Source organism: Actinopolymorpha rutila, assembly GCF_013407855.1.
In the GTDB taxonomy this organism is placed as follows: Bacteria; Actinomycetota; Actinomycetes; order Propionibacteriales; family Actinopolymorphaceae; genus Actinopolymorpha; species Actinopolymorpha rutila.
Genome location: NZ_JACBZH010000001.1, coordinates 6,533,271 through 6,550,726, shown reverse-complemented (window position 1 = coordinate 6,550,726; position 17,456 = coordinate 6,533,271). Strand labels below are relative to the sequence as shown.

The 17,456-nt window shown below is 65.5% G+C and carries 13 protein-coding genes and 1 pseudogene; 8 read left to right on the top strand and 6 right to left on the bottom strand.

The window, feature by feature from the left end; all coding sequences use genetic code 11:
- Positions 1-2 precede the first annotated feature (2 nt).
- A complete protein-coding gene (locus F4554_RS29405) occupies positions 3-248 on the bottom strand; it encodes a hypothetical protein (RefSeq protein WP_179790852.1) in 246 nt (81 codons plus the stop codon).
- 618 nt (positions 249-866) lie between these two features.
- On the opposite strand from F4554_RS29405, the gene F4554_RS29400 reads away from it, so the two are divergent.
- The gene (locus F4554_RS29400) at positions 867-1,736 is read left to right on the top strand and encodes a sulfotransferase (protein WP_337796246.1); all 870 of its coding nucleotides are present in this window, start codon (positions 867-869) and stop codon (positions 1,734-1,736) included.
- 185 nt (positions 1,737-1,921) lie between these two features.
- The gene (locus F4554_RS29395) at positions 1,922-2,857 is read left to right on the top strand and encodes a nucleotidyltransferase domain-containing protein (protein WP_179790851.1); all 936 of its coding nucleotides are present in this window, start codon (positions 1,922-1,924) and stop codon (positions 2,855-2,857) included.
- Between the two features lie 532 nt (positions 2,858-3,389).
- On the opposite strand, the gene F4554_RS29390 is transcribed toward F4554_RS29395, so the two are convergent.
- Positions 3,390-4,367: an aldo/keto reductase gene (locus tag F4554_RS29390; RefSeq protein WP_179790850.1), complete on the bottom strand. Its 978-nt coding sequence runs from the start codon at positions 4,365-4,367 to the stop codon at positions 3,390-3,392.
- Between the two features lie 80 nt (positions 4,368-4,447).
- A pseudogene (locus F4554_RS29385) lies at positions 4,448-5,262 on the bottom strand (helix-turn-helix transcriptional regulator).
- Positions 5,263-5,494: 232 nt separating this feature from the next.
- Between F4554_RS29385 and F4554_RS29380 the strand changes: the two are divergent.
- From F4554_RS29380 to F4554_RS34195, 3 genes are all read left to right on the top strand, one after another.
- Positions 5,495-6,481 carry an aldo/keto reductase gene (locus F4554_RS29380; protein ID WP_179790849.1) on the top strand — a complete coding sequence of 329 codons (987 nt, stop codon included), beginning with the start codon at positions 5,495-5,497 and terminating at the stop codon, positions 6,479-6,481.
- A 609-nt stretch (positions 6,482-7,090) separates the two neighbouring features.
- The gene (locus F4554_RS29375) at positions 7,091-7,831 is read left to right on the top strand and encodes a ZIP family metal transporter (protein WP_179790848.1); all 741 of its coding nucleotides are present in this window, start codon (positions 7,091-7,093) and stop codon (positions 7,829-7,831) included.
- Positions 7,832-7,913: 82 nt separating this feature from the next.
- Positions 7,914-8,570: a GNAT family N-acetyltransferase gene (locus F4554_RS34195; RefSeq protein WP_420360738.1), complete on the top strand. Its 657-nt coding sequence runs from the start codon at positions 7,914-7,916 to the stop codon at positions 8,568-8,570.
- A 115-nt stretch (positions 8,571-8,685) separates the two neighbouring features.
- Here F4554_RS34195 and F4554_RS29365 read toward each other — a convergent pair whose 3' ends face one another.
- From F4554_RS29365 to F4554_RS29355, 3 genes are all read right to left on the bottom strand, one after another.
- On the bottom strand, positions 8,686-9,693 hold the full coding sequence (locus F4554_RS29365; RefSeq protein WP_337796314.1) for an MASE1 domain-containing protein: 1,008 nt from the start codon (positions 9,691-9,693) through the stop codon (positions 8,686-8,688).
- A 1,657-nt stretch (positions 9,694-11,350) separates the two neighbouring features.
- The gene (locus F4554_RS29360; RefSeq protein WP_179790845.1) at positions 11,351-12,208 is read right to left on the bottom strand and encodes a phosphotransferase; all 858 of its coding nucleotides are present in this window, start codon (positions 12,206-12,208) and stop codon (positions 11,351-11,353) included.
- A gap of 148 nt (positions 12,209-12,356) precedes the next feature.
- Positions 12,357-13,013, bottom strand: a complete 657-nt coding sequence (locus tag F4554_RS29355; RefSeq protein WP_179790844.1) for a GNAT family N-acetyltransferase — start codon at positions 13,011-13,013, stop codon at positions 12,357-12,359.
- Between the two features lie 1,051 nt (positions 13,014-14,064).
- Here F4554_RS29355 and F4554_RS29350 point away from each other — a divergent pair.
- From F4554_RS29350 to F4554_RS29340, 3 genes are all read left to right on the top strand, one after another.
- The gene (locus F4554_RS29350) at positions 14,065-15,723 is read left to right on the top strand and encodes an FG-GAP repeat protein (RefSeq protein WP_179790843.1); all 1,659 of its coding nucleotides are present in this window, start codon (positions 14,065-14,067) and stop codon (positions 15,721-15,723) included.
- Positions 15,724-15,838: 115 nt separating this feature from the next.
- Positions 15,839-16,309, top strand: a complete 471-nt coding sequence (locus F4554_RS34190; protein ID WP_179790842.1) for an ester cyclase — start codon at positions 15,839-15,841, stop codon at positions 16,307-16,309.
- A 69-nt stretch (positions 16,310-16,378) separates the two neighbouring features.
- Entirely contained in the window at positions 16,379-16,738 is a 360-nt protein-coding gene (locus F4554_RS29340) for a nuclear transport factor 2 family protein (RefSeq protein WP_179790841.1), read from the top strand.
- The last annotated feature ends 718 nt before the right edge of the window (positions 16,739-17,456 follow it).

Here is a 17,456-nt window from a genome sequence, read left to right as displayed (position 1 = left end):
GCCTACTTCCCGCGTCCGAACAGCCGGCCGCTGGCGTACTTCTGGTGCACGGCCTGCTTGGTGACGCCGAGTTGCTCGGAGATGGTCTTCCAGGTCCAGCCCTTGGTTCGGGCGTTGTCGACCTGGAGCGCCTCGAGCACGTCGACAAGCCCGCGGAGCGCCGCGACGGCGGCGAGGCCGACTTCTGGATCTTGGCTGCGCGTCGCGTCCGCCAACTTGGTCACCTCGCTCGGAAGGACCTCCGTCATGGCAGTCAACCTAGCTTGACTCCGCTCGTCGGTCAACCTAGCTTGACCGACCTAGCTGGTGGTCTGCGCCAGCGCGACGGACTCGAAAGGATGACCAGGAGGACATCAAGGTTCGCGCACTTGAAAACCGCTACCGAGGGACCCCTCTCGGTCATGGGTTCGAATCCCATGCCCTCCGCGCTCACCTGCCTCTTAGTCGTCCTGACCAGCGGAAACGTGGTTCTGAGACGCCTTTTCGATCATGCTCGGCAAGGCTCGGTGTGGCTTGCTGCATCCGGCCAGTTCTCGGTGTTTGCGGGCCATACGCGGGCCAGATGCCGGTGGGTCCTTGCGGGTCTCGGATGCTCAAGAGCCCTCGTTTCGAGCCTGAAACTAGCTCGGTGGCAGTGGTGCGATCTATGGTCGCGACCGGGCCCGGACCGGATATCCGCCCTGTCACCAGGATCGGTCGCGACTTTCACATCGACTGCATGAGGCGACACTTACCAACCCTTGTCAAGGGTGAGGCAGAGTTCGTAGATCGTGAATGCGAGTGGACGGGTAGAACAGGGGTAGTCGTGGGATGTGTCGGACTTTCGGCTTGTCTATATCGGTGGACTGGGCCGCTCCGGCTCAACGGTGATCGAACGACTCTTGGGTGAACTTCCCGGCGTCTGCTCTGTGGGTGAAGTGACGCATCTGTGGCAGCGGATGTTGATCGATGGCGAAGCCTGCGGGTGCGGGGAGCCATTCCTGCGCTGCGCGTTCTGGCGGGAGGTCGGTGAGGAGGCGTTCGGTGGGTGGTCCAGAGTCCGGGCGTCGGACATTTTGCGACTGAAGGGGTCGGTAGACCGCCTGCGCTTCCTGCCGCGTCTCCTTCGGCGTGACCTACCGGCGGATCTTGCGGAGCGGGTGGATCGGTACACAGTGACGTATGGCCGGCTGTATGCCGCGACGGCGCGGGTGGATGGAAGTCAGGTGGTGGTGGATGGCAGCAAACACGCGTCCATGGCTGCTTGCCTGAGCCATCGGTACGGCGCCGACCTGCGGGTGGTGCACGTTGTCCGAGATCCGCGCGCAGTCGCCTACTCGTGGGCGAAACGGCAGGCCCGTCCAATGGCGACCAGCGTCAGCAAGGAAAAGGACATGGCCCGGTACTCGCCGGGCCGCGCGGCCGTGCAGTGGAACGCGGAGAATACCGCTCTGACAATCCTTGCCCGCCGCGGAGTGCCGACCTTGCGTATTCGGTATGAGGACTTCGCAGCACGGCCGTGGGAGAGCCTCGCCGAGATTTCCGGCTTCGCCGACCTTCCTAACGAGCTGCCGTTGAGGCCGAACCGTACTGCCGTCCTCTCCCCGACTCACGCGGTGTGCGGTAATCCCGCGTTGTGGCGCTCAGACCACATAACCGTCCGCGAGGACACCTCCTGGCGAAGTGAGCTCAATCTCCGCGACCGTGCCCTCGTGTCCGCGCTGACCGCACCGACCCGGCCACACTTCGGCTATTGATAGCCGACCAGTCAGGCGAGAAGCCGGGGCTCCTTTGGCAACGGCGTTGCTAACAGGAGACCTGAACGATCATGGGCGCCAGCCGACCGGGCACCGAGCGAGTCCCGTCGTCCCGCGTGGACATGTACGGCTCGTGCAGCGCTTTACGAGCATCTGGGTGCCCACGGCGACCTTACGGGCGCGAGATGACGCGGTTCTCCGCGGTGGATATCCGGTGGCTCGGTGCTGCGGTTCCTGATGAGATGTCCAGCATGGGTGGGGAGCAGCAGGTGAGCAGTGGAAGCTGCATGCGTCGCGCGGCTGTGGAGCCGTTGCTGCGCTCCTACGTGGCGGCTCCTGAGGTCGATGCGGTGATCCTTAGCGGTTCGACCGCGCGTGGTCAGGCTGATCGCTGGTCGGATGTTGAGATCGGCGTCTTCTGGTCACAGCCACCTTCGGAAGCTCGGCGTCGAGAGTTGGCGCACCTAGCGCGTGGTTGCCGCTTGTTCGACTACTACGACTCCGAGCAGTGCTGGGCGGATGACCTGGATCTGGAGCCCGAGGGCCTGCTGGCCGAGGTGGTACACATGCTCACCGCCGATGCCGAGACATTCGTCCAGGACGTCACGGCTCGGTTCGATCCCGATTCGATGAAACGCAACGTCGTGGCCGGGATCGTCGATGGGATCGCCGTCGACGGCGCGCCGGTGATCGAGCGGTGGCAGCGGCTGGCGACGCCTTATCCGCGGGAGCTGGCGGTCGCGGTCGTGGGTGCCACGGGGATGATCGACCATTTCACCCGGTGGGAAGTGGCCCACGAGCGCGGCAATTCGATGCAGCTGGCGCACATGTTGAGCACGGCAGCGAAGCAATTGCTGGAGATGCTCATGGCCCTCAACGGTGTTTACGGCCCGAAGCCAGAGAAATGGCAGGCCCACATCACGGCGAACCTGAAGCTCGCGCCGGCGGATCTGACTACTCGTCTGGGATCGGTGTTCACCGATAAGCCACCGCAGGCCGCCTCTACGCTCACCACGCTGATCGAGGAAACCTACGATCTGGTTGAGTCCGAGCTCCTCGAGGTCGACGTCCAGCGTTTCCGGCAGGTGTTTCGGTACGCTCGGCCGCCGCTGCCGGCCTGATCGCTCAGGTCAACAGGTCCGGGGCATTGGCCACCAACTCGTGGAGCGCCTTCTCGTTCGGGAAGCCGGTTGGTGACAACGGGACCCATCCTTCGGCGCCCACGGACCAGATCGCAGTCACCACCCACCCCCAATCGGTGACCGAGCCACAGCGCACTCATCTTCGCCACCAACGCTAAGGACGTCCAGACGAGCTCGACGAGGTGGTGGACCGGGAAGTGGTGCCTTGGGCGGGCCCGCTCGGCATGAGGGAGCGGATCAGGGCGGTGGTCCAGGTGCGGCGAGCCCTTAGGCCGGGTGGCCGGCAGGCGAGTCATCGCTACTGGCGGTCGCGTTCTTGGCCGCGAACGATGCTGGACTCATTGGACGTAACTGCCAGAACGAAGGCCATGAAGCTCCGTCTGCGTGCGGGGTTCCTTGCCGACGCCGGCGAACGTAGGCGAATGTGACCACGTCTGAGACCACGATGACCGCTGTAGCCGCCCATCTGGCCGGAGGGGCGGATGGCGGCTGCCCAGGGCTTCAGGAGCCTCTAGAAGTAGGTGGGCAGGCGTGGCACGTAGGGGTGTTCGAGGGCGTCTACTTCGTCGTCGGCGAGTTTGATGTCGAGTGCGGCGACGGCATCGGTGAGGTGGTGGGGCTTGGTGGCTCCGATGATGGGTGCGGTGACGACGGGGTTGTTCAACACCCAGGCCATTCCGATCTGGGCCATGGACACGCCTCGTACTTCGGCGATGCGTTGCACTGCGTCGACGATCGCCTGGTCGCTGGGGAGATACAGAGGTCGGCCGTACATGTCGACGTCGGGGTTGGTCTCCGAACGGTTCGTACCCTTCTCGCCCCACGGTCGGGCCACTCGGCCGGCGGCGAGCGGGCTCCAGGGGATGCTGCCCACGCCCTGGTGGGCGAGGAGCCCGAACATCTCCCGTTCTTCCTCGCGGTGGAGCAGGTTGTACTGGTCCTGCATGGACACGAACCGTGTCCAGCCGTGCAGGTCGGCGGCGTGTTGCATGGTGGCGAAGCGCCAGGCCCACATCGACGACGCGCCGAGGTAGCGGACCTTCCCGGCCTTCACCACGTCGTGCAGCGCCTCCATCGTTTCCTCGACCGGCGTTTCGGGGTCGAAGCGGTGGATCTGGTAGAGGTCGATGTAGTCGGTGCCGAGCCGGGTCAGGGACGCGTCGACCTGTTCCATCACGGCGCGGCGGGACAGGCCGGAGCCGCCCGGGCCGTCACCCATCTTCTGGAACAGCTTGGTCGCCAGAACGACGTCCTCGCGGCGGGTGTAGGACTTGATGGCCCGGCCGGTGATCTCCTCCGATGAGCCGTAGCCGTAGATGTTGGCGGTGTCCCAGAACGTGATGCCGAGCTCGACGGCCTGTCGGAAGATCGGCTCGGCCTGCTCGTCGTTCAATGCCCACGGCATCCGGGAGCTATCCCCGAAGCTCATGCAGCCAAGAGCGATCCGGCTGACTTTCAGCCCGGAGGATCCGAGTCGGCGGTACTCCATTCGTCATGTCCTTTCCGGTCGACCCCACCGGGGCCGGTAGTTCGTGTGCGTGATGACCTGCCGGCCGCTGGCCGGGCGGCTCAGGTTGGCGGTTCTGCGTCCGCGGGTTTGGTCTGGGAACGTGCGGTGGCGTTCCAGGTGGCCAGGAGTTTCAGCTGGTCTTCGGCCTGGCTGCCGGCCTCGGCGGAGTAGGCGATCATGGTCAGGCCGTCGCCGGGCAGTTCGAAGGCGTCACCGGTCAGTTCGATCTCCCCGACCACCCGGCTTCCCAGCCGTTTGCGGGCGGTGCGGTGCAGCCGCACGTCGTGGCGGGCCCACTGCCTGGCGAAGCCGTCGCTGCGGGTGGTCAGCTCCCCGATCAGGTCACTCAACCCACGGTCGGAAGGGTCCCGGCCCGCCTGACTGCGCAGTGCGGCCACCATGTCCCGGGCGATGGTGTCCCAGTCCAGGAAGAACGCCTTGGCGTAGGGGCGAGGAACACGAACCGGGCAAGGTTGAACGGCATCTCCTCGCGGGTGAGCACGCCGTCATAGAGGGCCAGGCACAACTCGTTGGCGGCCACCAGGTCCATCCGCGCGTTTCGCAGGTATGCGGGCGTGCCGGTCATCCCGTTCAGGATGCTGAGCAGGGCTGGACGGACGCCAGTCACCGGCTGTCTGGGCCGGCGCTTCCGGGCTGCCGGGGCGGACGCCGACCTGGCGAGGTCGAACAGGTGCTGCCGCTCGGCCTCGTCCAGTTGCAGGGCCCGTGCCAGGGCTTCCAGTACCGAGTCCGAGACCCCCGCCAGGTTGCCGCGCTCAAGCCGGGCGTAGTAGTCGATACTCACTCCCGCCAGCGAGGCGACCTCCTCACGCCGAAGCCCCGGGACCCGGCGCTTCTGCCCGTAGGTCGGCATCCCGGCCTGCTCCGGGGTGATCTTGGCCCGGCGGCTGACCAGGAAGTCGTGCACGGCTTGGCGGTCCATACCTCGACGCTACGGGCCGCCCACCGCGGCGAGGAAGGCACTGCCAGTACACCCCTCGACGCCCCGGCCGTCACCGCGTGACGAGTACTGCCAGTGCCTGTTTCATCGCCGGGCCGAGTCCTAACGTCGACCGGGTACTCGGACTCGCAAGGGAGCAGACAGCATGATCAAGCGCAGTCTCGGCACCAGCGGACTCGAGGTTTCCGCGCTCGGATTCGGCTGCATGGGACTCAGCCACGGCTACGGTCCCGCCGTCGACGAGCGCGACGGCATCGCTCTCATCCGCGCCGCCGTGGACCTCGGTGTCACCTTCTTCGACACCGCTCAGGTGTACGGGCCGTTCACCAACGAACAACTCGTCGGCAAGGCCCTGGGCCCCGTGCGCGAGCAGGTGGTCATCGCCACCAAGTTCGGCTTCTCGTTCGACGCCGACGAGCGCTCCGGTCTCAATAGCCGGCCCGAGCACATCAAGGCGACCGTCGAGGCATCGCTGCACCGACTGGGCGTGGACAGCATCGACCTCCTCTACCAGCACCGGGTCGACCCCGACGTGCCGATCGAAGAGGTCGCCGGCGCCGTCAAGGACCTCATCACCGCCGGCAAGGTCAAGCACTTTGGCCTGTCCGAAGCCGGTGTCGACGTCATCCGACGCGCCCACGCCGTTAAACCGGTGACCGCGCTGCAAAGCGAGTACTCCCTGTGGTGGCGCGAACCCGAGACCGAGATCCTGCCCACCCTGATCGAGCTCGGCATCGGGTTCGTCCCGTTCAGCCCACTCGGCAAGGGCTTCCTCACCGGGACGATCACTGACACCACCTCCTTCGCCGACACCGATGTGCGCAACGCTCTGCCCCGATTCAGCGAACAGGCCCGTACCGCCGACCAGGCCCTCGTCGACCAGGTGCAGGTGATCGCAGCCCGTACCGTAGCCACGCCAGCGCAGGTGGCACTGGCCTGGCTGCTGGCCCAGCACCCATCGATCGTGCCCATCCCCGGCACCACCAAGCTCCACCGCCTGCAGGAGAACACCAGCGCTGGCGACGTCGAACTCACTTCCGAAGACCTCAAGCAACTCGACGATGCCTCCGGGCAGATCAACGTCCACACCGACCGCTACCCGCCACAGATGCAGAAGTGGATCAACCGCTGACTGCCGAGGCCAGACACGCCGGGGCCACGCACAGCGCGCGTTGCCCCGGCTGGATGGGAAGAGCTTCGAAGCTTGCAGCGCACGTGGTTGTCGCCTGTGGGCGCACGTGACGGACAGGATGAACGGCCGCACCGACTATGGATGCATTGGCCGCAATGGCCAGAACCCTGCGCCGACCTTCCGCTCCCGAATCGGCGCCTCATAAGCCGCTGACCAGGCACCATGCCGTCGTTGGTCTCGGTTTCCGGGCCCGCTGGTCTCAGTTTTGAACGGCTCCCCGCAGGCGTCTGCCGGGAGCCTCTAACTCGCTGACCTGGGGGAACGTGGTGGGCAGGGGCGGGGTCGAACCGCCGACCTTCCGCTTTTCAGGGCCAAGGACGCCCGTTCACCGGCCTCCGCCCAGGTACGTCTGCGCAGGTCAGCGCCATCCAAGGAGGCCGGTGAACGACGGCGAACGTGGGCGAATGAGACCACGTCCGAGACCACGCACGTCGGGCGGCGACGGCCGCGAGTGTTCTGAACGCTGAGGTCAGCCCGAGCATGGCATGGCCTGTCAGTTGGTTGTCACGCCGCTGTTGCGTGGACCTCTCATGCGGGTAGTCACGCCAAGTGAGCAGCGTGCTGCGGGTCCTCGGGATCGCTGGGTTGGCGGCGGCCATTACTGGTGTGGGTGCTGTTCTGGGCGAGCTGTTGACGCTGTCCAACCGCGTTGTGAGCGGCGCCCTGCAGCTCGCCGCGGGTGTGCTGGTCGCCATCGTCTTCGTTGACCTGCTGCCACCGGCGGTGAGGGGCCTGGCGCTGGGCCGAGTCGTGCTCGTGTTCTTCCTTGGCAGCGCCCTATTCGTGCTGTTCGACTACGCCTCCGCATGGCACACGGGCCGGCACGGGAGAGGCGAGCCGGCCACAGGCTCGGCCAGCCTGTTCGTGGGTATTGTCGGTGACTTCCTGATCGATGCTGTCGTCATCGGCATCGGAGCGGCCCTGGACCTGGGCACTGGACTTCTTCTGGCGGTCGGGATGGCCATCGCCCAAGCACCCCTGGCCTTCGTCGCCATCGCCACCGCCAAGGCCCAGGGCATGCCCACCGGCCGGCGTCGATCATTGATCATGGTCTTCTTCGCGATCATCGCCGTGGGCGTCCTGCTTGGCTACCTGGTACTGAAGAACCAGCCGGAGACCGTCATCCTGACACTGGTCGCAGCCAGTGGTGGCTTCCTGATCACCGCCGCGGCCGAAGTCATGGTCCCCGATGCCATCGGGTTTCTCGAACGGAAGGGCCCCAGTCTGACGCCGATCTGGTTCACCCTCGGCCTGACCGGCATGAGCCTGTTCAAACTCACCGGAAAATGATCTCGCCTTGGGATGCCCGGCGGGCACTACGCCTCTGACCTGAAAAACGTGCGGCCCGAAAACGAAAAGTCGGCGCCAGATCATGGTTCAGGCGACCAGCTCGGAAGACTGGCGCGCGCCCTGGCCATGGGCTCTGTCTTGCATAGTGGCTACCCCTGACAGACCGCTCATGACCGGTGCGGACTCGTCCTCATGGCACGCGTGGAACGGCGTACCCGTAGGGACAGACTCCGTGATCACGGACAGCTCGCCCAGCGCTTCGGAGGTCGTCGGCCAGGCGCTCGTCGTCGCCGGGTCGTGCTGTCGGGCGAAGGGCACTTCTGCCATTGTCCTTCTGCGTGAGTGCGTTGCCGCCGAGGGTAGGTGGATTGTTGAGTCGTCACCTGAAGATCGCCTTGAGGGACGGCGGCTTTACCTGGCCCGGATCCGTCAGCTGCACAGCACCGTGTTGGTGACCGAGTCGGTGGACGCCATCGATGGCGTCATCGCGATTGATCTTGTCGGCGGCGTAGCGGCACTGGGAATGTTCGTCGACTCTGCGTCTCGGAGCCTCGGAAAGGGAACCGCGCTCCCTGCAGCGGCCATTAGGTGGGCGAGATCGCAGAGCGCTCACAAGGTCAGTCTCGACGTATGGCCACACAACGAGCCGGCTATCAGCCTGTACAGGCGGGCCAGTCCCGGCTGCAGTTCCGATCCTTCCAATCAGAGTGTCATCTCCGGCCACCGCCTGGCCCGGTAGGTGCTTGACGCCGCGCCGTGTGCGGCCTTCGTGGTCGACGGATGTCCGCGATGTTGTCGGAGTGGGTGTGGAGGCGGTGTGGCGGAGTTCGCTTCGCCGGTAGAGGAAGCCGAGGCTAGTCAGATCTTCCCCGCTTCGGAGGTGGGGTTCGGTCCGCCACTGTGGGTGTGGTCCTGCTCTGCTCCAGGTGGTTGATCACTTCATTTAGCCTGTCGGCAGTCTGCTCGATGGTCCATCGGGCGTGCTCGCGCTCCATGATGGTCACGGCGAGGAACAGTCCGCCGAGTACGGCCGAGCTGTTGAACAGTTGCAGCACCACCATGCGGGTGAGGAGAGTTTCATCCAGGTACGGTCCGACTCCGTGGACCGCTGTGACTGTGTCGATAACGGAGATGACCAAGCCGACGGGTGCTGCGCCGGCGAGCCCGAAGCGTACTGCGGCCCAACCGATGAGCGGGAATGCGACAAAGGCGGCGTTGAGTAGATGCAGTGACGCGAGGAAGCAGACGAGAGAGCCCAATAGGAGAATTATCGCCTCTGCCAGCCTTCGCCAGTACACGTAACGGGGCCACCGGCGATGGCGAAATTGAAGGAGTAGAGGGGTGAATGCGAGGACACCCATCGCATCGCCGGTCCACCACGTGAACCAGGCGACCAGAAACTGGTGCGCCGGAATGACGTTGGCGCTCACTATCACGATGGTGCCGACAGTCGAACTGACCAGCATTGCTGCCAAAGCGCCCAGGAAGACCAGGGCGAGCGCGTCCTTTTGTCGTTCCAACTTGGTGCTGAAGCCGATGCGGCGGAGGAGAAAGTACGCACACACTGGGCCGAGTAGTGATCCAACTCCGCTGAGCAGTGCCGGGGCCAACGGCATGAGCTCGGCCTTGATCAAGATGGAGCCGGCCAAGAGCCCCGGCCATACCCGAGCCCCCAAGACGAGCATGGCGGCTAATGCGATCCCACTTGGGGGCCACAGAGGACTGATCTCGCCGCGGAGTACCCCAACGAGAAGTCCCAGTCTGCCTGTCGCGTAGTACGCGAACCCTACGGCGGCGAGCTGGGCAATGAAGGTCGCAAAGGCCCCGCGCGTCCATGCTCGAGCCTTCCAAAGCGGCTGCACTCGGCGTGCCCCCGTCCGCCTGATCCTCACATGAGCCGGTATACACCGCTCCTCGCGGCACTTCCCCAAGCCCTCTACCCATGCGGCGGCGACGATCCCGAGAGGAACCGATAACTGAGCCTGGCGCGTCGGGGCGTGGCACGGCTGCAGGCGCACGCCCTCCCGGTATCGCGCGGGAGGGCACCTATCAAGCTCTACTGATCATGCCTTTGATCAACTGTCTTGCGCGAGATCTCGACTGCGACCGGATCGAAACGGTTTTCACTGTCCACCGCGACGCCTGGACCGCTTCGAGTGCACGGCCGAACCGTGTACTCCAGGGATTGGCTTGATCAAGAGGACTACCCATGCACGCCGGGCAATCGCTGTCCTGGCTGATATCCCAACGTCAATTCCGTCTGGGAGTCCTGTCCGAACGCATCGGGCCGACGAGTGTCGAGGTTGAAAACGCCGACTCCCTCGTGGGGAGTGCGGAGGTTGACCGACAGCACCGCCGCGACGCCTTGGGTGGAGCACTGTTCCTGCCGAACTACGCTGCCTGCTTCTCGTCGCGCCCGGATGTGGCGGCGGCAGCGTGGAACACGCTGAACAGTACCGTTCGGGACGGGACGGGAGGGGACGGACCGCCGCCGGTTCGAGATCGCCACGATCGCGTCGGGCCCGGGCGTTGCGGTCGACGTACTGCACCGTTGCGCATGCGTCGTTCCTGCGAGACGTGTGCTGACGAGGTGTCGGAGCGAGCGGTCGCCGACCATCCCGACGGGTCCGCGCTTGATCCGCAGGACTGGGCGGTGTACCAGTTCGCGGCCAAAGTCGCCGCGGGACGCCGCGTCGGTCCATCAGTCCCACGTCGACACTCTGCACGACGTGGGGCTGTCGGCTGCGGACATCGCCGATGTCGTCTTCGCTGCCGCGGCGCGCGCCTTCTTCACCGGGTGCTCGACGGCCTCGGCACCCAACTGGACGCGCAGACCGCGGAGACCTTCCCGGCCAACGTGCTCAAGTCGATGGTCATCAGATGCCCGGTCGCCGACGCCTAGCCACGCAGTGATCAGTCTTCGCTGGCAATCTCCGAGCCTTGCCTGCTGGTGTCCGCCCTTGCGCGATCCGAATCGGTCCCAGCGGTCGAGACAAGCAGGCCCGCGCCGAACGACGACCCGCTCAGGATGAAGGAAACGCTGCGACCGCGGACGCATTGGACGCAATGGCCATAACACTGTGCCGACCGTCCGCTTCCGAAGCAGAGCCTCGCAGACCGCTGACCAGGCGCGATGCCGCCGGTGGTCTCAGTTTCCGGGCTTGCTGGTCTCAGTTACGACGGCTCCCGACAGGTATCTGCCGGGAGCCTCTGAGTCGCTGACCTGGGGGAATGTGGTGGGCAGGGGCGGGGTCGAACCGCCGACCTTCCGCTGTTCAGGGCCAAGCGCCCACGTACACCAGCCATCGCCCGGATACGTCTGCGCAGGTCACCGCCACCCACGGATCCCACCAGACGCCGGCGAACGCAGGTGAATGAGACCACGTCTGAGACCAGGTCCTAGCCCGCACACATCGTGGACGGGCGGCATCGCTGCGACCCACATCGACCTGAACCCGCCATCCTGACCTCCTCGGTGCCCAACGCTGCGAATACGGTGGCACCCAAGATCAGGACCTATCAGCTTGAGGCAAGCCGGCGACGCACCCAATCGAGTTCCTTGCCGCCGGGACCGGTCGACTTGATGTGGTTGGCAGCACCAGCGAGGCGATCCCAAAGCTCGTAGGCGACCGCCGCTGACAATGCGTCCCGGTCTCCGTTGAGGATCCGCAAGGCGAAGTCCTCTCCATATGCGTTGAGCAACCGGCCGCCGATCTCTGCGATTGGATCACTTAGGCACGCGTCACCGAAATCAATGATCGCAACCAAAGTGCCGTCGGCGTGCAGAACGTGATCGGGGGCGAAGTCGTGGTGCACGAGTTCGGCTTCGCCGCTATCGCCAAATCGCAGTGCCTCAAGGCACAGTTGACGCTCGTGACTGGTCAAGAGTGGGAACACGTGAGCCTCTACGACCTCCGCGTCATCGAAGGGCCGTGCCCGTTCCGCTCCCAGGTCCTGCGCCTCGGCCGTGTAGGAGTGCAGCTCGCCCCAGAGCTCGCGGACTGTTTGAAGCGCAGCACCTTGCGCTGGACCGGAGAGCCCGTCGAACGTCGAGCGTTCGAAGGGCGCTCCCGGCTCATAGCGGTGCGCCATGAGCGCGACGCCATCGCGCACCTCGAGCCACACCGGGGCTGGAACCCGCAGAGGCAGCCGACCGCGAAGTCGATCGAGAAGCTTCATCTCGAATCGCATGTGGTCTGCCACCTCACTTCGACGTGAAGCTCGGATGACGAGGTCTCCCGCTCGGTAAGCCGTGCTGTCCGCGCCCTGTCCGATTCTGAAAATTTCGGGGAGCGTCTCCGGCGCTAGGCGGCGTACTTCAGTAGCCGAAACAAGTGGTTCGACCTCGGAGACAGGGAAGGCGGCGATGTCGTCCACGCACTGGAGTATGACAGGGCAGCGAGAGGAGGTCGCGGCCGTCGTGATGTCGGAGTGATCGCAAGCTGTGTTGTGCCGTGGCTGAGCGGTTCCGCTTGTCCGACGACGGATGTGCGCCACCGATTGCGGAATCCCGCTATTTCGATGCTCAGCCAGGCCGCGCTAGTCGCGGCATTGGGACGCCATCCACGGCCCCCGCGGGTTCGACGCGTGCCAGGGCGGTGGCGTTGTCCCAGTTATAGACAACCTCGTCGAGGAGGACACCTGAGTCGTCGATGGTTCGCTCGCCGAGCAGGGTGCCGCCGATTCTTTCGTAGAAGGCGCGGGCGGGCGCGTTGACGGTGAGCACGGCGATCACCAGGCGGCTGCGTCCCCGATGGACCAAGAAGCCGGCAAGGTCGCTGAGCAGCGCCCGGCCGATGCCGCTGCGCTGACGGTTGGTGGCCACGTACAGCGAGTAGCACTCACCGGTCGGGTGGGCGGCACGGTTGGCATCGTCGAGGGGCCAGTCCCTTGGCGGACCGCCCATGGCGATGCCGACGATCCCACCGGCCGTGTTCTCGGCGACGCAGACGTACTTTTGCGGCTCCTCGGCCTCGGCGATCTCGCGCAACGTCCGGTCCCACCCCTGCGCGGACGATTCGTAAGTGTTGTCCAGCAGAAGGTGCTCGGGGATCTGGCCACGATGGGCGGCCCGGAACGTGTCGACACCCACCCGAGCCATCGCCGGCACATCTTCCAAGGTCGCCGCTCGAACCCTGAACCCGCGACGCTCGCGCATGTCACCCATCCGGTCGTCCGTCACAAGATCTCATGATGGCTCGCAGACGCTCAGGGCGTCGTCGAAACGGATCAACTCGTCGAGACCCTGCGACGGTCGAGGGGTTGTGGGCTTAGCTTTGGACGATGCGGCGGAGTTGCAGCCGGGGCAGGCAGGGGCTACGCCGGATCGTCGGGCGCTGGCTTGTCGCGCTGTGCATCTGCCGGCGGTGCGCGGGACGCATTGGACGTAACCTGCGTCGACCTTCCGCTTCCAAGTCGGCCACGCGCAGGCCGCTGACCAGGCGCGATGCCGCCGTTGGTCTCAGCTTTCGGGGCGCGTGGTCTCAGTTGTTCCGGCTCCGACGTGCACCCGTCGGAGGCTTTGCAGGCCGTTGACCTGCGGATATGTGGGGGGCAGGGGCGGGGTCCAACGGCGACCTTCCGCTTTTCAGGGCCACGGACCCACGTTCACCATCTACCGCCTGGGTACGTCTGCGCAGGTCAGCGCGATCCGGGACTATCGGCGATCTTGCGCGAACGTAGGCGAATGAGACCACGTCTGAGACCAGTCGAGACGGCTGCGGCGCGGTCCGCACGATCGTCGTTCCGCCGATATCGGTGGGGCAGCCGCCGTTGGGGTTGGCCGCGTGCTCAGCGGTCCATGGTTTGGCTTGGTGCGAGGATCCAGGCATGCGTCGGCGTACGCATCACTACCTATGGGGCAGGTCTGCGGGTGGCCGCGCGCGTCATTGACGGCAGGGCCGGCCGCTGTCACCTTGTCGGCTATGAGCGCGATCAACGGCCGCAGCGAGAGGGTCCCAAGCGGCGATGGAGGACGTGGCTGCGTCGCCTGAACTAACCCATCACCACCAAGCGCCAGCGCCATGAACAAGGGCCTGGCTCCGTCAATGATCAGATGAACACAAGCACCTGGCGCGGCGGCTTCTAGGGCACGTCCCTTCGACCCGGCCTGATCGCCGGAGTTTTCGCCGTCCTGGCCATCGGATACGGCGAACGGCAACGGTCCAACTCCGATCGACCTGGGAGACCCACATCGACCTAGTGGTCGCGCTTTTGGCCTGAGGGGAGACCTCATGCGTGCGTTTTCTGCCATAGGGCTACTTGCCCTCGCCGCATCCCTCACGTTCGGAGCTGCGTCTCCGGCTGTGGGTGAAGGGAGAGCCGACGCGGCGGTGACGGAGTGTTCGACCTTGGCCTTGCCGAACCAGGACATGAACGGTACTCCCACTGGCTCCGACCACGGAGATGTCGTGGTCGGCGCACCTGGGGAGAACCACGCCGCGGGTGGGATCCATGTCTTCCACGGCACGGACGGGGCCACCGCCGGTGACACGGCCGGCAGGTACGAGGACCAGTGGACCAGTCAGGACACGCCCGGAGTCGCCGGCAGGTCCGAGCCGAACGACCGGTTCGGGGCGGCCGTGGTCACCGGCGATTTCAACGGTGACGACTGCGCCGACGCCGCGGTCGGTGTCCCGGGCGAGGACGGCTCCGCTGGTGCGGTCAACGTGTTCTACGGCGCTCCCGGCACTGGGCTTCTGGTCACCACCGGGAACACGATGCTGCTGGAGGGAACCGCGTCCATCCCCGGTCCGCGCACTGCGGGTGAGCGGTTCGGTTCGGCGCTGGCGATCGGTGATCTCAACGACGACGGCATCACCGACCTGGCCATCGGCGCACCCGGCGAGGGCGGCGCCGCTGGTGCGGCGTTCGTTGTCTACGGCAACGCCGCTGGGCTGAACGCGGGACCGACTCATGCGGTGCGCCTGGCCCAGTCGTCGCCGCGCATCCCGGGAGCGTCCGAGGCATCCGACCGGTTCGGTGCCAGCCTGACGGTGGGCGATTTCGCTGGGGATGGGATCGACGACCTGGCGATCGGGATCCCCGGGGAGAACGCAAACGCCGGCGGGGTGGTCGTCGTACCTGGCAGACGCGGTGGTGCCCTGACTGGTACGGGGTCAAGGTTCTGGTCGCAGAACAGCGCCGGCGTCATCGGGGCCGCCGAACCCGATGACGGATTCGGCACAGCCCTCGACGCGGGTCGTGTCACCCTAGACGGCCGCGAGGACCTGGTGGTCGGGATCCCGGGTGAGAACCACAGCAGCGGGGCGATCGCGATCCTGTTCGGCTCGGCGACCGGCCTGACGGCAGCGGGGAACCAGTACTGGTCGCAGAACACCCCGGGAATGACCGGAACTGCCGAGGCCGGGGACCAATTCGGCTTCGCTGTCGCGGTAGGGCTGATCGTGGGTGGGGGCGCGGGATTCCCTCCTAAGGCTGAGGACGTCGTTGTCGGTGTTCCCGGCGACCGCGCTGGCGGTGTGCCGAGTGCCGGGGCGGTCCAGATCTTCCTGAATACCCACACCGGTCCCCCCAGCGCCACAGGAGACGACGCAGAAGTACTCGTCAGCCAGGCAACCGCCGAGGTGCCGGGAGCCGCAGAGACCGGCGACAAGTTCGGCGCCTCCCTCGCCATCGTGAGCCTAAGTAACGACTACCCCGATGACGGGGAGGATCTTCTCATCGGGGTACCCGGCGAGACGGTCTCCGGCGTCCGCCACGCCGGTGTCTTCCACGACTTCATGTCTGGCGCGTTCCCCCGTGATCCGATTGAGTACCCCGACTGGAGGCAGGTCGAAAAGGCCATCTCAGCCGGCACCATTGAAGTCAAAGGACCTCTCGAGCCAGACGGAGCCTTCGGCGCTGCACTCAGCAACCCAGGCCGGCCCTGATCATGCCGCACGGTTGCCGAGGTGCTCGACGACGACGCGGCGAAGCAGGGGACATCCGGGGGTACGCGCGGTTGACGGCACGTCGTGGTGGTGGCGTCTCGAGGAGGGGGCTGGGATGTTGCCAGAGGTCAGTAGGGCTCTTGTGCGCCGGCTGTTTGATGATGTGGTCAATCGGTGGAGCCTCGATCACTTGGACGAGTTCGTTACTGAGACGTTCCAGGTGTCTCCGGAGGAAGACGGGCCTGTACGTGGACCCGAGAATGCCAGGCAGTTCTTCCTGTGGCTTCAGGGTGTGTTCCCAGATGTGCACTACACGATCGATGACCTCGTGGTCGAGGGTGACAAGGCCGTTGCGCGGATGCACGCGCGGGGGACGCATCGGGGCGAGTACTACGGTCATCCCGCGACGGGGTTGCTTGTGGAATGGGAGGAGATGATGATGTTCCGTCGTCGACGGCAGGATCGCCGAATGGTGGGCCCAGGTGAACCCACTACCCATCGTCCGGCAGATGGGCGAGCTTACGGGGCCGACGAAGTTAGTCAGGTTGATCGGCCGCCATGCGCCTGTGCGCTGACTCCGCCATAACCGAACAAGCCACCACCGAGACCGCCGAGAGGCAGCTCTCCGAGGGCTGTGAGCAAGGAGGCTCTACACATGAATGCCACGGATACACAAGCCGTTATCGAGCGCTATTTCGATACCATGGGCCGCGGCGAGGACTTTTCGACCTTCTACGCTGACGATATGCGCTGGACGACATTCGACGGCGCGACGACGATTGTCGGCCCGAGCAAGGTCCGGGACTACATAACGGAGTTGCACAACAACATGCCCGACGGAGAAAATCGGATCGTGTATGCAGATGGGACTGCATACATTGAGGGATACTGTGCCGACCCGCGCGATAACGGCGCCGGACGAATAGCGTGGTGCCTCGCCTACGATGTGGCAGATGGCGTGATCACATCGGCACGCTTGTATGGAGAACTCGGCTTCTTGGGCCCGGTCCGCTGATCACAGTTCGCTCGTCCGTGCGACAGCGGACGGCAGCAAAGTACAGCAACAGCAGCAACGCGGCTGCTCGGCATGTCCGAGGCCGTCGCCAACGCACGCCAGCAGGGCGTGCCGCCGTCCGCTGCGTGTGATCACCTGATCTGCCCCCGGCTGGGCGCTTTTCGTCGTAAATGTTGGCCCCACTCGGGTGGTGAGCGCGTTGGGTTGTGGGGCCTGCGTGTCGTCGCCAATGTTGGCCCCACCCTGGTTGTGATCTGCACGTCGATGTTCGTTTCGGAGTGGAGGTCGGGGCAGGTGCGTTCGCGAGTGTAGTTGTTCGAGCGGATCCGCAGGGACAGACGTCGTGAGGGCTGGCCTGTCGATCCGGGAGTTGGCGGAGCGGCATCAGGTGCACCGGCGCACGGTACGTCAGGCGCTGGACAGTGCGATCCCGCCGCCACGCAAGGCCTATCCGCGGCGGCCGCGGCCGGCGATCGATCCGTACGCGCCGGTGATCGATGACTGCGCGCTCCGACTACGGACGCATTGGACGGAATGGCCACAACCCCGGGTGCCGACCTTCCGCTTCAGAATCAGCAGCTGGCAGGTGGCTGACCAGGCACGATGCCGCCGATGGTCTCAGTTTCCGGGCCAGCTGGTCTCAGTTACGGCGGCTCCCGACAGGTATCTGCCGGGAGCCTCTAAGCCGTTGACCTGCGGATATGTGGTGGGCAGGGGC

What these genes read in the sequence shown, in the direction of transcription:
- F4554_RS29405 (WP_179790852.1), bottom strand. Translation starts at nt 248, where the DNA reads ATGACGGAGGTCCTTCCGAGCGAGGTGACCAAGTTGGCGGACGCGACG.
- F4554_RS29395 (WP_179790851.1), top strand. Translation starts at nt 1,922, where the DNA reads ATGACGCGGTTCTCCGCGGTGGATATCCGGTGGCTCGGTGCTGCGGTT.
- F4554_RS29390 (WP_179790850.1), bottom strand. Translation starts at nt 4,367, where the DNA reads ATGGAGTACCGCCGACTCGGATCCTCCGGGCTGAAAGTCAGCCGGATC.
- F4554_RS29380 (WP_179790849.1), top strand. Translation starts at nt 5,495, where the DNA reads ATGATCAAGCGCAGTCTCGGCACCAGCGGACTCGAGGTTTCCGCGCTC.
- F4554_RS34195 (WP_420360738.1), top strand. Translation starts at nt 7,914, where the DNA reads ATGGTTCAGGCGACCAGCTCGGAAGACTGGCGCGCGCCCTGGCCATGG.
- F4554_RS29350 (WP_179790843.1), top strand. Translation starts at nt 14,065, where the DNA reads ATGCGTGCGTTTTCTGCCATAGGGCTACTTGCCCTCGCCGCATCCCTC.
- F4554_RS34190 (WP_179790842.1), top strand. Translation starts at nt 15,839, where the DNA reads ATGTTGCCAGAGGTCAGTAGGGCTCTTGTGCGCCGGCTGTTTGATGAT.
- F4554_RS29340 (WP_179790841.1), top strand. Translation starts at nt 16,379, where the DNA reads ATGAATGCCACGGATACACAAGCCGTTATCGAGCGCTATTTCGATACC.